At 36.3% G+C, this 14,838-nt stretch carries 11 protein-coding genes and 4 tRNA genes; all 15 read left to right on the forward strand.

Going from position 1 to position 14,838, the window contains the following annotated elements:
- The first annotated feature begins 29 nt into the window (after positions 1-29).
- Complete coding sequence (locus OGZ34_RS09900) at positions 30-926, forward strand: tyrosine-type recombinase/integrase (RefSeq protein ID WP_263362921.1); 897 nt, start codon at positions 30-32, stop codon at positions 924-926.
- A 31-nt stretch (positions 927-957) separates the two neighbouring features.
- Complete coding sequence (gene hpf, locus OGZ34_RS09905) at positions 958-1,260, forward strand: ribosome hibernation-promoting factor, HPF/YfiA family (protein ID WP_017496722.1); 303 nt, start codon at positions 958-960, stop codon at positions 1,258-1,260.
- A gap of 90 nt (positions 1,261-1,350) precedes the next feature.
- Positions 1,351-1,424, forward strand: a tRNA-Thr gene (locus tag OGZ34_RS09910).
- 121 nt (positions 1,425-1,545) lie between these two features.
- Positions 1,546-1,626, forward strand: a tRNA-Tyr gene (locus OGZ34_RS09915).
- Between the two features lie 82 nt (positions 1,627-1,708).
- A tRNA-Thr gene (locus OGZ34_RS09920) sits at positions 1,709-1,780 on the forward strand.
- A 55-nt stretch (positions 1,781-1,835) separates the two neighbouring features.
- Positions 1,836-3,023, forward strand: a complete 1,188-nt coding sequence (gene tuf, locus OGZ34_RS09925; protein ID WP_007807448.1) for an elongation factor Tu — start codon at positions 1,836-1,838, stop codon at positions 3,021-3,023.
- A 60-nt stretch (positions 3,024-3,083) separates the two neighbouring features.
- A tRNA-Trp gene (locus OGZ34_RS09930) sits at positions 3,084-3,154 on the forward strand.
- Positions 3,155-3,172: 18 nt separating this feature from the next.
- Positions 3,173-3,370: a preprotein translocase subunit SecE gene (gene secE / locus OGZ34_RS09935; RefSeq protein WP_008466927.1), complete on the forward strand. Its 198-nt coding sequence runs from the start codon at positions 3,173-3,175 to the stop codon at positions 3,368-3,370.
- Positions 3,371-3,380: 10 nt separating this feature from the next.
- Complete coding sequence (nusG, locus tag OGZ34_RS09940) at positions 3,381-3,932, forward strand: transcription termination/antitermination protein NusG (protein ID WP_173964703.1); 552 nt, start codon at positions 3,381-3,383, stop codon at positions 3,930-3,932.
- Positions 3,933-4,000: 68 nt separating this feature from the next.
- Positions 4,001-4,438: a 50S ribosomal protein L11 gene (rplK, locus tag OGZ34_RS09945; protein WP_026713295.1), complete on the forward strand. Its 438-nt coding sequence runs from the start codon at positions 4,001-4,003 to the stop codon at positions 4,436-4,438.
- A gap of 13 nt (positions 4,439-4,451) precedes the next feature.
- Complete coding sequence (gene rplA, locus OGZ34_RS09950; protein ID WP_017496725.1) at positions 4,452-5,141, forward strand: 50S ribosomal protein L1; 690 nt, start codon at positions 4,452-4,454, stop codon at positions 5,139-5,141.
- 22 nt (positions 5,142-5,163) lie between these two features.
- The gene (gene rplJ / locus OGZ34_RS09955) at positions 5,164-5,667 is read left to right on the forward strand and encodes a 50S ribosomal protein L10 (RefSeq protein ID WP_173964704.1); all 504 of its coding nucleotides are present in this window, start codon (positions 5,164-5,166) and stop codon (positions 5,665-5,667) included.
- Between the two features lie 92 nt (positions 5,668-5,759).
- Positions 5,760-6,131: a 50S ribosomal protein L7/L12 gene (rplL, locus tag OGZ34_RS09960; RefSeq protein ID WP_007807437.1), complete on the forward strand. Its 372-nt coding sequence runs from the start codon at positions 5,760-5,762 to the stop codon at positions 6,129-6,131.
- A 266-nt stretch (positions 6,132-6,397) separates the two neighbouring features.
- Complete coding sequence (gene rpoB, locus OGZ34_RS09965) at positions 6,398-10,210, forward strand: DNA-directed RNA polymerase subunit beta (RefSeq protein ID WP_173964705.1); 3,813 nt, start codon at positions 6,398-6,400, stop codon at positions 10,208-10,210.
- Positions 10,211-10,520: 310 nt separating this feature from the next.
- Complete coding sequence (rpoC, locus tag OGZ34_RS09970; protein ID WP_173964706.1) at positions 10,521-14,828, forward strand: DNA-directed RNA polymerase subunit beta'; 4,308 nt, start codon at positions 10,521-10,523, stop codon at positions 14,826-14,828.
- Positions 14,829-14,838 lie beyond the last annotated feature (10 nt).

A 14,838-nucleotide genomic window follows, 5' to 3' on the forward strand; every position in this document is an offset into this window, starting at 1 on the left:
TTGTGATGGTGTTGTAATCTTGTGTTTTTATGAAATCAAATAAAGAAGCGTTTCGTGAGTATTTAGAGCTGGAGAAAAAGTATTCGGCACATACTGTTGTGGCTTATTTGAATGATATATCGTCTTTCGAGGAGTTTAATAGCGTTTCTTTTGAGCAGGATGAGATTGAGCAGGTGGGTTATGGTCAGATTAGGAGTTGGATTGTTTTTTTAGTGGACGAAGGGGTTTCTAATGTTTCGGTCAATAGGAAAATGGCGTCTTTAAAGTCGTTTTATAGGTTTCTTTTGAAAACGAAGCAAATTGAAGTGAGTCCGATGTTGAAGCATAAAGCGCTGAAAACGCCTAAGATTATTCAGATTCCTTTTTCTGAAAAAGAATTAACGGATTTGCTGCAGGAGGTTGGTGATCCTTCCGGATTTGAAGAAATTCGGGATAGGCTTATTGTGGATCTTTTTTATGCTACAGGAATGCGAAGAGCGGAATTGATTCATTTGATGAAGTGTAATGTTGATTTGTCCTCGGGGGTACTGAAGGTTTTGGGGAAGCGAAATAAGGAGCGTATTATTCCGATATTGCCGATAATTGGAAGGCAGTTGAATTTGTATTTGCAGGAAAGGGCTTTGGTTGAAAAGATAGTAGATGACGATTATTTTTTTATTTCGGGCAAAGGGTTAAAATTGAGTGAATCTTTTGTGTATCGATTAATAAATTCTTACTTTAGTAAAGTCTCTGAAAAGGTAAAAAAGAGTCCGCATGTGCTTCGGCATACTTTTGCAACTCACTTATTAAATAACGGAGCAGATTTAAATTCAGTTAAGGAATTATTGGGGCATTCGAGTTTGGCATCTACACAGGTCTATACTCATAATAGTTTGGCAGAGCTTAAAAAAGTATATACAAATGCGCATCCTAGAAATAAACAGTAATTCTGAAATGTTTAACCCTAAAATTTGTATTATGAAGGTAGATGTTCATGCAGTTAACTTTACTGTTGACAGAAAATTGGTAGATTTTATTCAGGAGAGAATGGATAAATTGGAAAAATATTATGATCGTGTTGTTTCGGCGGATGTTTTCTTGAAAGTGGAGAGAACAAGTGATAAGGAGAATAAAGCAGTAGAGATTAAGATTAATGTACCGGGAGATGATTTTTTGGTTAAAAAGCAATGTAAGACATTTGAAGAGGCGGTTGAGCTTTCGGCAGAATCGTTAGAGAGATTGCTTGTAAAAAGGAAAGAAAAAATAAGAGCACATATATAATTGAAATTTTTTTCAAAAAATGTTTTGATTAAAAGATAAAATGGCTACATTTGCAGTCCGTTAGAAATAGCGGACTTTTTTAATGCAATTGCCGATGTAGCTCAGTTGGCTAGAGCAGCTGATTTGTAATCAGCAGGTCGTGGGTTCGAGTCCCTCTATCGGCTCAGGAAAGTTTCAAATGCGATTTGAAACAGGTTCTTTAAAATATTGAAAAAAATAACTATGATAAAGATGGAAGTATGAGGTTAATCTTATAGTTTCGATTCTGAAATCATAAATTATTTAGGGGAGATACTCAAGCGGCCAACGAGGGCAGACTGTAAATCTGCTGTGTGAACTTCGCAGGTTCGAATCCTGCTCTCCCCACAAATAAAGAAGTAGTTAAGATTTTGAGCTGTAGTTTTCAGATGTTTAGTCTGGAATCTAAAATCAAAAGTCAGAACTCTCTGCCGACTTAGCTCAGGGGTAGAGTGCTTCCTTGGTAAGGAAGAGGTCACGGGTTCAATTCCCGTAGTTGGCTCAAGTAAGTAGGAAATTGAAAATTAATATATAACTAAGATTAAAAATTAAGTAAAATGGCAAAGGAGAATTTTAATCGTTCCAAACCGCACTTAAACATAGGTACAATTGGACACGTGGATCACGGAAAAACTACATTAACTGCAGCAATTACAAAAGTATTGTCTGACGCTGGTTACTGTCAAGCAAAATCGTTTGATCAAATCGATAACGCTCCAGAGGAGAAAGAAAGAGGTATTACTATTAATACATCACACGTAGAGTATGAAACAGCTAACCGTCACTACGCTCACGTTGACTGTCCAGGTCACGCGGATTACGTAAAGAACATGGTTACTGGAGCTGCTCAAATGGACGGAGCTATCTTAGTAGTTGCTGCTACAGATGGTCCAATGCCACAAACTCGTGAGCACATCCTTTTAGGTCGTCAGGTTGGTATTCCAAGAATCGTTGTTTTCATGAACAAAGTGGATATGGTTGATGATGCTGAGTTGTTAGAGCTTGTTGAAATGGAAATTAGAGATTTATTATCTTTCTACGAATATGATGGAGATAATGGTCCAGTAGTTCAAGGTTCTGCTTTAGGAGGATTGAATAATGATCCTGCTTGGGTACCAAAAATCATTGAATTAATGGAAGCTGTTGATGCTTGGATTGAAGAGCCAGTGCGTGACGTAGCAAAACCATTCTTGATGCCGGTTGAAGATGTATTTACAATTACTGGTCGTGGAACTGTTGCTACAGGTCGTATCGAAACAGGTATTGCTAATACAGGAGATCCAGTTGAAATCATTGGTATGGGAGCTGATAAATTAACTTCTACTATTACAGGAGTTGAGATGTTCCGTAAAATCCTTGATAGAGGAGAAGCTGGAGATAACGTAGGTTTATTGTTAAGAGGTATTGATAAAGAATCTATCAAAAGAGGAATGGTTATCATTAAGCCAGGATCAGTAAAACCACACGCTACTTTCAAAGCTGAGGTTTATATCTTGAAAAAAGAAGAAGGTGGACGTCACACTCCATTCCATAATAACTACCGTCCACAGTTCTACGTACGTACAACTGACGTAACAGGAGTTATTACTTTACCAGAAGGAGTAGAGATGGTAATGCCAGGAGATAACTTGACTATCAATGTTTCTTTATTAAGCCCAATCGCAATGAGCGTAGGTTTACGTTTTGCTATCCGTGAAGGTGGTAGAACTGTAGGAGCAGGTCAGGTGACTGAAATCGTAGGATAATCCTATAAAAATTATAAAAAGCCAGTTGATTTTCTTAACTGAAGTCACTGGCTTTTAATTACGGGCGTAGTTCAAGGGTAGAATAGCGGTCTCCAAAACCGTTGATGGGGGTTCGAATCCCTCCGCCCGTGCAATAAAAAATATATCAAATGACAAAAGTTACTAATTATTTATCAGAGGCTTTCGAAGAGTTAAAGTCAAATGTTACTTGGCCTGCTTGGGCTGAGGTTCAAAAATTGACAATTGTTGTGGCTGTATTTTCGATCTTGTTCGCTTTGGCAACATGGGGAGTAGACGAATTTTTTGCAAAAGCTTTGGCTGGATTTTTTAACTGGTTAAAAGGATAATTTTTTTGTGATGGCAGATAATAATGTGAAAAAATGGTATGTAGTTAGAGCTGTAAGCGGACAGGAGAACAAAGTCAAAGCTTACATCGAAACTGAGATTGCCAGATTAGGTATGGGCGATTATGTTTCCCAAGTTTTGGTACCTACAGAAAAAGTAGTTACTGTAAAAGAAGGAAAGAAAATGTCTAAGGATAAAGTTTATTTCCCTGGATATGTTATGATCGAAGCCAATTTGGTTGGTGAGATACCTCATATTATTAAATCTATTACTAGTGTAATTGGATTTTTAGGTGAGATCAAAGGAGGAGAACCTGTTCCTTTGAGACTTTCTGAAGTAAATAGAATGTTAGGTAAAGTAGATGAGTTGGCTGTGAATACAGATACTCGTTCTATTCCTTTCAGCCTTGGTGAAACTGTAAAAGTGATCGATGGTCCTTTTAATGGGTTTAACGGTTCGGTTGAAAAAATCAATGAAGAAAAGCGTAAACTTGAGGTAATGGTTAAGATTTTCGGAAGAAAAACTCCATTAGAATTAAGCTTTATGCAAGTTGAAAAAGTATAATTTTTTGTTACATATATAATATCCATTGCAATCGCTTCCAATTGATTGTGATGTTAAATTTTTTAAAAATGGCTAAAGAAATTAGTAAGGTAGTTAAACTACAAGTTAAGGGAGGTGCTGCGAACCCGTCGCCACCGGTTGGACCTGCTTTAGGAGCTGCTGGGGTAAACATCATGGAGTTCTGTAAGCAATTTAATGCTAGAACTCAGGATAAACCTGGCAAAATATGCCCAGTGCAAATCACTGTGTATAAAGACAAATCATTTGATTTTGTCGTTAAGACTCCTCCAGCAGCAGTTCAGTTAATGGAAGCTGCAAAGCTAAAATCTGGTTCTGGTGAGCCTAATCGTAAAAAAGTAGCTAGTGTTACTTGGGAACAAATTAGAGCAATTGCTGAAGACAAAATGCCTGACTTAAACGCTTTTACAGTAGAAAAAGCGATGAGTATGGTTGCTGGAACAGCTAGATCTATGGGTATAACTGTATCAGGAGATGCTCCTTTTTAATTAAGAGAAAGACATGGCAAAATTAACAAAAAAGCAAAAAGAGGCTGCTTCAAAAATTGAAAAGAACAAACTATATTCTCTTAAAGATGCTGCGGCATTATTAAAAGTAGTTGCTTCTGCAAAATTTGATGAGTCTGTTGACATCGCAGTTCGTTTGGGTGTAGATCCAAGAAAAGCGAATCAAATGGTTAGAGGTGTAGTTACATTACCTCACGGAACAGGTAAAGATGTTAAAGTATTAGCATTAGTTACTCCAGATAAAGAGGCGGAAGCTAAAGAAGCTGGTGCAGACTATGTTGGTCTTGATGACTATTTACAAAAAATTAAAGATGGTTGGACAGATGTTGATGTAATCATCACTATGCCGGCTGTTATGGGTAAATTAGGTCCATTAGGTCGTATTTTAGGACCTAGAGGTTTAATGCCAAACCCTAAAACAGGTACTGTAACTATGGATGTTGCAAAAGCTGTTGCAGAGGTTAAAGCTGGTAAAATTGACTTTAAAGTTGATAAAACTGGTATCGTTCACGCAGGAATTGGTAAAGTTTCTTTTGGAGCTGAGCAAATTGTTGACAACGCACACGAAATTATTCAAACATTAATAAAACTTAAACCAACTGCTGCTAAAGGTACCTATATTAAAGGTATTCACCTTACAAGCACTATGAGTCCTGCTATTGCATTAGACCCAAAAGCAGTATAATTGGTAGTTAAAAATTTTTAGTATGACTAGAGAAGAAAAATCAATCGCGATTGAAAATTTAACTGCGCAGTTAGCTGGTACAAATATCATTTATGTATCTGATATTTCTGGTTTAAACGCAGAAACAACTTCAAACTTAAGAAGAGCTTGTTTTAAAGCAGGTATCAAATTAGAAGTTGTAAAGAACACTTTGCTTGCAAAAGCAATGGAAGCTTCTGCTAATGATTATGGTGATTTACCTACAGTTTTAACTGGTAATAGTGCTATCTTCATTTCTGATGTAGCTAATGCACCTGGAAAAATTATCAAAGATTTCCGTAAGAAATCTGATAAACCAGTTTTAAAAGGAGCATACATCAATTCTGAAGTATACATTGGAGATAACCAATTAGAGGCATTAGCTACTATTAAGTCTAAAGAAGAACTTCTTGGAGAACTTATTGGATTATTACAATCACCAGCTCAAAGAATTATTTCTGCTTTACAAAACAAATTCGCAGGTAGCGAAGAAGAAGTTGAAGCATAATAATTATTGTAAGGAACTTGTTTTCCTTGCAGCTTAAATAGCGCACAATAAACAAAATATAATTTTACAAATCATTTTAAACGATAGAAAAAATGGCAGATTTGAAACAATTCGCAGAACAATTAGTTAACTTAACAGTTAAAGAAGTTAACGAATTAGCAACAATATTAAAAGACGAGTATGGTATCGAGCCTGCTGCTGCAGCTGTAGTAGTTGCTGCTGGTGGTGGAGAAGGTGCTGCTGAAGAAGCACAAACTGAATTTACAGTTGTATTAAAAGAAGCTGGAGCTTCTAAATTAGCAGTTGTGAAATTAGTAAAAGAACTTACAGGTTTAGGTCTTAAAGAAGCTAAAGATGTAGTTGACGGTGCTCCAAGTAACGTTAAAGAAGGTGTTTCTAAAGAAGAGGCTGAAGGTCTTAAAAAATCATTAGAAGAAGCTGGAGCTGTTGTTGAGTTAAAATAACAAAACACAGTTTAGAACTAGGTTTAGACCTTGGGTGGAATCATCCAAGGGTCTAAACCATTTTTCGTATAATAAAATATATCAAGTTTTATTATCAAATAGTTTAAAATACGAAAAAGTTTTTGATCAATACGAAGAAAAAAAATTGAACTTACTTTTACCGGTTTATTTTTAAAGATGTATTGATTATAATAAGAAAGTATAGATTAAACAGTGTGTTTTTACACAAAAAAATTACTTTTTTTTAATCAAAATTTTGTCCATTGATGATAACAAATCAGACTGAAAGATTGAATTTTGCCTCTACAAAAAATATTCCTGACTATCCGGATTTTCTAGATGTTCAGGTTAAATCTTTTAAAGATTTTTTTCAACTAGAAACTAAATCTGACGAAAGAGGCAACGAAGGGTTGTACAACACCTTCATGGAAAACTTTCCAATCACAGATACAAGAAACAACTTTGTATTGGAGTTCCTAGATTATTTTGTTGATCCACCACGTTATACAATTCAAGAATGTATAGAGAGAGGTCTTACTTATAGTGTGCCTTTAAAAGCTAGGTTAAAACTATATTGTACAGATCCAGAACACGAAGATTTTGAAACTATTGTACAGGATGTTTATCTTGGAACAATACCTTATATGACTCCAAGCGGTACTTTTGTAATCAATGGTGCTGAGCGTGTAGTAGTATCTCAACTACACCGTTCTCCTGGGGTTTTCTTTGGACAATCATTCCACGCAAATGGAACAAAACTTTATTCTGCCAGAGTAATTCCTTTTAAAGGATCTTGGATAGAATTTTCTACAGATATTAACAGCGTAATGTATGCGTATATCGATAGAAAGAAAAAATTACCAGTAACAACTTTATTCCGTGCAATTGGATTCGAAAGAGATAAGGATATCCTTGAAATTTTCGACTTAGCTGAAGAAATTAAAGTTTCTAAGACAGGTATTAAAAAGTATATTGGAAGAAGACTTGCTGCACGTGTATTGAACACATGGCACGAGGATTTCGTTGATGAAGATACCGGTGAGGTAGTTTCTATCGAACGTAATGAAATCATCCTTGATCGTGATACAATTATCGACAAAGATAATGTTGAAGAGATCATCGATTCTAACGTTAAATCTATTTTGTTACATAAAGAGGATAATAATCAGGCAGATTATGCTATTATCCACAACACGTTACAAAAAGATCCAACAAACTCTGAAAAAGAAGCTGTTGAGCATATCTACAGACAATTGCGTAATGCAGAACCGCCTGATGAAGAAACTGCTCGTGGTATTATAGATAAATTGTTCTTCTCTGATCAACGTTATAACTTAGGTGAAGTTGGTCGTTACAGAATGAACAAAAAACTTGGTTTAGATATTCCGATGGAAAAGCAAGTGCTTACCAAAGAAGACATCATTACCATTGTAAAATATTTGATCGAATTGATCAACTCTAAAGCAGAGATTGATGATATTGATCACTTATCAAACCGTCGTGTTAGAACAGTTGGAGAACAATTGTCTCAACAATTCGGTGTTGGTTTAGCACGTATGGCTAGAACTATTCGTGAGAGAATGAACGTTAGAGATAACGAGGTGTTTACACCAATTGATTTGATCAATGCTAAAACATTGTCATCAGTTATCAACTCTTTCTTTGGTACTAACCAGTTATCTCAATTTATGGATCAAACGAATCCATTAGCTGAGATTACACACAAAAGAAGACTTTCTGCACTTGGACCTGGTGGACTTTCGAGAGAGAGAGCTGGATTTGAGGTTCGTGACGTTCACTATACACACTATGGTCGTTTATGTCCGATTGAAACTCCAGAGGGACCAAACATTGGTTTGATTTCATCTCTTGGTGTTTATGCAAAAGTAAACGGAATGGGATTCATTGAAACTCCATACCGTAAAGTAACTAATGGTGTAGTTGATTTAGAAAGTACTCCAATTTACTTGAGTGCTGAAGAAGAAGAAGGAAAAATGATTGCTCAGGCAAACATTGAAATGGATGAGACTGGTAAAATTACGGCAACTAATGTTATTGCTCGTGAGGAAGGTGACTTCCCGGTTGTTGAACCTTCAGTTGTACATTATACAGACGTTGCACCTAACCAGATTGCTTCGATTTCGGCTTCATTGATTCCTTTCTTGGAGCATGATGATGCGAACCGTGCGTTGATGGGATCAAACATGATGCGTCAGGCGGTTCCTTTGATCCGTCCGGAAGCACCAATTGTTGGTACAGGTTTAGAGCGTCAAGTAGCTTCTGATTCGAGAGTGTTGATTAATGCTGAAGGAGATGGAACTGTAGAATATGTTGATGCAAATATCATTACTATCAAATACGACCGTACTGAAGATGAAAGAATGGTTAGTTTTGATGCTGATGAAAAAACATACAACTTAATTAAATTTAGAAAAACCAATCAAGGTACAAGTATCAACTTGAAGCCAATCGTAAGAAAAGGTGATAGAGTAGTTCTTGGACAGGTATTATCAGAAGGGTATGCAACTCAAAATGGTGAATTAGCTTTAGGTAGAAACTTAAAAGTTGCGTTCATGCCATGGAAAGGGTATAACTTTGAGGATGCGATTGTAATTTCTGAAAAAGTAGTTCGTGATGATATTTTTACTTCTATCCACGTTGATGATTATTCATTAGAGGTTAGAGATACGAAGTTAGGAAATGAAGAGTTAACAAACGATATTCCTAACGTTTCTGAAGAAGCTACTAAAGATTTAGATGAAAACGGTATGATTAGAATTGGAGCAGAGGTTAAACCTGGCGACATTTTGATCGGAAAAATTACACCAAAAGGAGAATCAGATCCTACTCCGGAAGAGAAATTGCTTCGTGCAATCTTCGGGGATAAAGCAGGTGATGTGAAAGATGCTTCATTAAAAGCTTCTCCATCTTTACATGGTGTAGTTCTTGACAAAAAATTATTTGCAAGAGCTGTAAAAGATAAACGTAAACGTACTCAGGATAAAGATGCTTTAGGCGCTTTAGAAATGGAATTCGAAACTAAGTTTGTTGAATTAAAAGACAGATTAGTTGAGAAATTATTCCTGATCGTTAACGGAAAAACATCTCAGGGTGTAATGAATGATTTGGGTGAAGAAGTTTTACCAAAAGGTAAAAAATATACTCAAAAAATGCTTTACGCAGTGGAAGATTTTGCTCACTTAAGTAAAGGTCAATGGGTTGCTGATGACGCTACTAATAAAATGGTTAATGATTTAATTCATAACTATAAAATTAAGCTAAACGACTTACAAGGATCTTTAAGAAGAGAAAAATTCACTATTACAGTTGGAGATGAATTACCATCTGGAATCTTGAAATTGGCGAAAATTTACATCGCTAAAAAACGTAAGTTGAAAGTAGGGGATAAAATGGCAGGACGTCACGGTAACAAAGGTATTGTTGCTAGAATCGTTCGTCATGAAGATATGCCTTTCCTTGAAGACGGAACACCGGTAGATATCGTATTGAATCCACTTGGGGTACCTTCACGTATGAACATTGGTCAGATTTATGAGACTGTTCTTGGATGGGCTGGTATGAACTTGGGTAGAAAATTTGCTACTCCAATTTTTGACGGTGCTTCTTTAGATCAAATCAATGCTTTGACTGATGAAGCTGGAGTACCACGTTTCGGACATACACACCTTTATGATGGTGGTACTGGAGAACGTTTCCATCAAGCTGCAACTGTGGGTGTAATTTACATGCTTAAATTAGGACACATGGTTGATGATAAGATGCACGCACGTTCTATCGGACCATACTCGTTGATCACTCAACAACCACTTGGAGGTAAAGCTCAATTTGGAGGTCAGCGTTTTGGAGAGATGGAGGTTTGGGCACTTGAGGCTTATGGAGCATCAAGTACGCTACGTGAAATCTTAACAGTTAAGTCGGATGACGTTATTGGTAGAGCTAAAACTTACGAAGCTATCGTTAAGGGAGAGTCTATGCCAGAACCAGGATTACCGGAATCATTCAATGTATTAATGCATGAATTGAAAGGTCTTGGACTTGACATTCGTTTAGAAGAATAAATAAAGTTTTCAGTTACAGTCTCAGTATTCAGTTCAAAACTGGAAGCTGAGACTGAAGCTGTTTATTAAAATAAAAGTTTTTAGGATTTATACCCGTAACCCGTTCCGATTTTTTATTTAAACCTGAAAAGTTTTATAATTAGCGCTTCAAAATTAAGTTTGAAGTTTAGAGAAGTAATCCGAGGTAGTATTTTGAATGCCGTAGGCCTTAAGCTATAAGCCGTAAGCACATGTATAAAGCTTACAGTCTAAAGCATATAGCTTCAAAAAAAATCAATTTTTAATTGCAGATAAATCAATAGTAAAAACTATGATGAATAATAGAAATAATAAAGATAAAAATCCAGTAAAAAGATTTAATAAAATCTCAATTGGATTGGCTTCACCAGAATCTATCTTGAAAGAATCAAGAGGAGAGGTTTTGAAACCAGAAACAATCAACTACAGAACTCACAAACCAGAACGTGACGGACTTTTTTGCGAAAGAATCTTCGGACCTGTTAAGGATTTTGAGTGTGCTTGTGGTAAATATAAAAGAATTCGTTACAAAGGTATCATCTGTGACCGTTGTGGTGTTGAAGTTACTGAGAAAAAAGTACGTCGTGACAGAGTAGGACACATCAACCTTGTTGTGCCTATCGCTCACATCTGGTATTTCCGTTCTCTTCCAAACAAAATTGGTTATATCCTTGGTCTTCCATCTAAGAAATTAGATATGATCATTTACTACGAGAGATATGTAGTAATTCAAGCGGGTATTGCTAAGAATGCAGATGGAGAGTCATTACAAAGATTAGATTTCTTAACTGAAGAAGAATACTTAAATATTTTAGATACTCTTCCGCAAGAAAACCAATATTTAGATGATATGGATCCTAATAAATTTGTTGCCAAAATGGGAGCAGAATGTATTATGGATTTATTAGCACGTATCGACTTAGATGAGTTGTCTTACCAATTAAGACACAGCGCTAACAACGAAACATCTAAACAACGTAAAACTGAAGCTTTAAAAAGGCTACAAGTTGTTGAGTCTTTCCGTGAATCTAACTTAAACCGTGAAAATCGTCCTGAGTGGATGATCATGAAAGTGGTTCCTGTTATTCCACCAGAATTACGTCCGCTTGTGCCACTTGATGGAGGTCGTTTTGCAACTTCAGATTTGAACGACTTATATCGTCGTGTAATCATCCGTAACAACCGTTTGAAAAGATTAATGGAGATTAAAGCTCCAGAAGTTATCTTAAGAAACGAAAAACGTATGTTACAGGAATCTGTAGATTCATTATTTGATAACACTCGTAAAGCTTCTGCTGTTAAAACAGAATCTAACAGACCATTAAAATCATTATCTGATTCCTTAAAAGGTAAGCAAGGACGTTTCCGTCAAAACTTACTTGGAAAACGTGTGGATTATTCTGCTCGTTCGGTAATTGTTGTTGGTCCTGAATTAAAATTATTCGAATGTGGATTGCCAAAAGATATGGCATCTGAGTTGTATAAACCTTTCGTTATCCGTAAATTGATTGAAAGAGGTATTGTAAAAACAGTAAAATCTGCTAAGAAAATCATAGACAAAAAAGAGCCTGTAGTTTGGGATATCCTTGAAAATGTAATTAAAGGACACCCAGTATTACTAAACCGTGCTCCTACTTTGCACAGACTTGGTATCCAGGCTTTCCAACCAAAATTAATTGAAGGAAAAGCGATCCAGTTGCACCCGTTAGTATGTACGGCTTTCAACGCGGATTTTGACGGGGATCAGATGGCGGTTCACTTGCCGTTAGGACCAGAGGCTATTTTAGAGGCACAATTATTAATGTTGGCTTCTCACAATATTCTTAACCCTGCAAATGGTGCTCCAATTACTGTACCTTCTCAGGACATGGTCTTGGGTCTTTATTATATGACCAAAGAGCGTATTTCTACAGAAGATCACATTATTTTAGGACAGGATTTGACTTTCTATTCTGCTGAAGAAGTAAATATTGCATTAAACGAAGGAAGATTAGAATTGAATGCTCGTGTGAAAATTAGAGCAAAAGATTTTAATGAGGCTGGAGATTTAGTGTACCAAATTATTCAAACAACTGCAGGACGTGTATTATTTAACGAAGTAGTACCTGAAGCAGCCGGATATATCAATGATGTATTGACTAAGAAAAACCTTAGAGATATTATCGGACACATTTTAAGTGTGACTGATGTACCTACTACTGCGGCTTTCTTGGATAATATGAAAGATATGGGGTATAAATTCGCATTTAGAGGAGGTTTATCATTCTCTCTTGGTGATATTAGAATCCCGGAACAAAAAACAAAATTAATTGCAGATGCCAGAGAGCAAGTTGAAGGTATTTCTGTGAATTATAACATGGGTCTTATTACCAATAACGAGCGTTACAACCAGGTTATTGACGTATGGACTTCTGCAAATGCTCAGTTAACAGAATTAGCAATGAAAAATATTAGAGAAGACCAACAAGGTTTCAACTCTGTATATATGATGCTTGACTCTGGGGCGAGGGGTTCTAAGGAACAGATTCGTCAGTTAACAGGTATGCGTGGTTTGATGGCTAAGCCTAAAAAATCTACTGCCGGTGGTGGTGAGATTATTGAAAACCCGATTCTTTCTAACTTTAAGGAAGGTCTTTCGATCCTTGAGTACTTTATCTCTACTCACGGTGCTCGTAAAGGACTTGCGGATACGGCTCTTAAAACGGCCGATGCTGGATACTTAACAAGAAGGCTTCATGACGTATCTCAAGATGTTATTGTAAACATCGAAGATTGTGGTACTCTTAGAGGTGTTGAAGTTTCTGCATTGAAGAAAAATGAGGAAATTGTTGAATCTTTAGGAGAAAGAATTTTAGGACGTGTTGCATTGCAAGATGTTATTAATCCTCTTACGAATGAAGTTCTGGTTCAATCGGGACAACAAATTACTGAAGCAATCATGAGAGTTATCGAAGTTTCTCCGATTGAAAGAGTAGAAGTTAGATCTCCATTGACTTGTGAGGCTTTAAAAGGTATTTGTGCTAAATGTTACGGTAGAAACTTAGCTACTGGTAAAATGACACAAAGAGGTGAAGCTGTCGGAGTTATTGCAGCTCAATCTATTGGAGAGCCAGGTACACAGTTAACACTTCGTACGTTCCACGTTGGAGGGGTTGCCGGAGGTATTTCTGAAGAGTCTAGTATTGTTACAAGATTCAACGGTAGACTTGAGATTGAAGATTTAAAAACTGTAAAAGGTGAGGACAGTGAAGGTAATGCGGTTGATATCGTAGTATCACGTTCAACAGAATTAAAATTAGTTGACGAGAAAACTGGAATCGTTTTAAATACACACAATATTCCTTATGGATCTAGTATTTTTGTTAAGGATGGTGAAGTAGTTACTAAAGGATCTGTGATCTGTAAGTGGGATCCATATAATGGTGTAATTGTTTCTGAATTTACGGGTAAAATTGCTTACGAAGATTTAGAACAAGGACAATCATACATGGTTGAAATTGATGAGCAGACAGGATTCCAGGAAAAAGTAATTTCTGAGGCTAGAAATAAAAAATTAATTCCAACTTTATTGGTTTACGGTAAAGAAGGTGAATTGATTCGTTCTTACAACTTACCAGTAGGTGCACACTTAATGGTTGAAAACGGTGAGAAAATTAAAGCAGGTAAAGTATTGGTTAAAATTCCACGTCGTTCTTCTAAAGCGGGAGATATTACAGGAGGTTTACCAAGAATTACCGAGTTGCTTGAGGCTCGTAACCCTTCTAACCCTGCAGTTGTATCTGAAATTGATGGTGTTGTTTCTTTTGGAAAAATCAAAAGAGGTAACCGTGAGATTGTTATCGAATCTAAATTTGGTGAAATTAAAAAGTATTTAGTTAAACTTTCAAGCCAAATCTTAGTACAAGAAAATGACTTCGTAAGAGCGGGAGTTCCATTGTCTGATGGTGCAATTACACCGGATGATATTTTAAGAATTCAAGGACCGGCTGCTGTTCAACAGTACTTGGTAAATGAAATTCAAGAGGTATATCGTTTACAAGGGGTAAAAATTAATGACAAGCACTTTGAGGTAGTTATTCGTCAAATGATGCGTAAAGTAAGAGTTCAGGATCCGGGAGATACATTATTCTTAGAAGATCAATTAATTCACACTAAAGATTTCATCGTTCAAAACGATAAATTATACGGTATGAAAGTAGTTGAAGATGCTGGAGACTCTGCTGTATTGAAACCAGGTCAGATCATTACACCTCGTGAATTACGTGATGAGAACTCATTGTTGAAACGAAATGATAAAAATTTGGTTGTAGCCAGAGATGTAATTACTGCAACTGCAACGCCAGTTTTACAAGGTATTACAAGAGCTTCGCTACAAACTAAATCATTCATCTCTGCTGCTTCGTTCCAGGAGACAACGAAAGTACTTAACGAAGCTGCTGTAGCTGGTAAAGTAGATGATTTAGAAGGATTGAAAGAAAATGTAATTGTTGGACACAGAATTCCTGCGGGAACTGGTATGAGAGAATACGATAATACTATCGTAGGATCTAAAGACGATTACAATGAAATGATGGCTAATAAAGAAGAATATATTTATTAATTTAGGAAAC

Origin of the sequence: Flavobacterium collinsii (assembly GCF_946903285.1) — a bacterium.
Classification (GTDB): Bacteria; Bacteroidota; Bacteroidia; order Flavobacteriales; family Flavobacteriaceae; genus Flavobacterium; species Flavobacterium collinsii.

What these genes read in the sequence shown, in the direction of transcription:
- hpf (WP_017496722.1), top strand. Translation starts at nt 958, where the DNA reads ATGAAGGTAGATGTTCATGCAGTTAACTTTACTGTTGACAGAAAATTG.
- OGZ34_RS09900 (WP_263362921.1), top strand. Translation starts at nt 30, where the DNA reads ATGAAATCAAATAAAGAAGCGTTTCGTGAGTATTTAGAGCTGGAGAAA.
- rpoC (WP_173964706.1), top strand. Translation starts at nt 10,521, where the DNA reads ATGATGAATAATAGAAATAATAAAGATAAAAATCCAGTAAAAAGATTT.
- tuf (WP_007807448.1), top strand. Translation starts at nt 1,836, where the DNA reads ATGGCAAAGGAGAATTTTAATCGTTCCAAACCGCACTTAAACATAGGT.
- rplL (WP_007807437.1), top strand. Translation starts at nt 5,760, where the DNA reads ATGGCAGATTTGAAACAATTCGCAGAACAATTAGTTAACTTAACAGTT.
- rplJ (WP_173964704.1), top strand. Translation starts at nt 5,164, where the DNA reads ATGACTAGAGAAGAAAAATCAATCGCGATTGAAAATTTAACTGCGCAG.
- rplA (WP_017496725.1), top strand. Translation starts at nt 4,452, where the DNA reads ATGGCAAAATTAACAAAAAAGCAAAAAGAGGCTGCTTCAAAAATTGAA.
- rpoB (WP_173964705.1), top strand. Translation starts at nt 6,398, where the DNA reads ATGATAACAAATCAGACTGAAAGATTGAATTTTGCCTCTACAAAAAAT.
- rplK (WP_026713295.1), top strand. Translation starts at nt 4,001, where the DNA reads ATGGCTAAAGAAATTAGTAAGGTAGTTAAACTACAAGTTAAGGGAGGT.
- nusG (WP_173964703.1), top strand. Translation starts at nt 3,381, where the DNA reads ATGGCAGATAATAATGTGAAAAAATGGTATGTAGTTAGAGCTGTAAGC.
- secE (WP_008466927.1), top strand. Translation starts at nt 3,173, where the DNA reads ATGACAAAAGTTACTAATTATTTATCAGAGGCTTTCGAAGAGTTAAAG.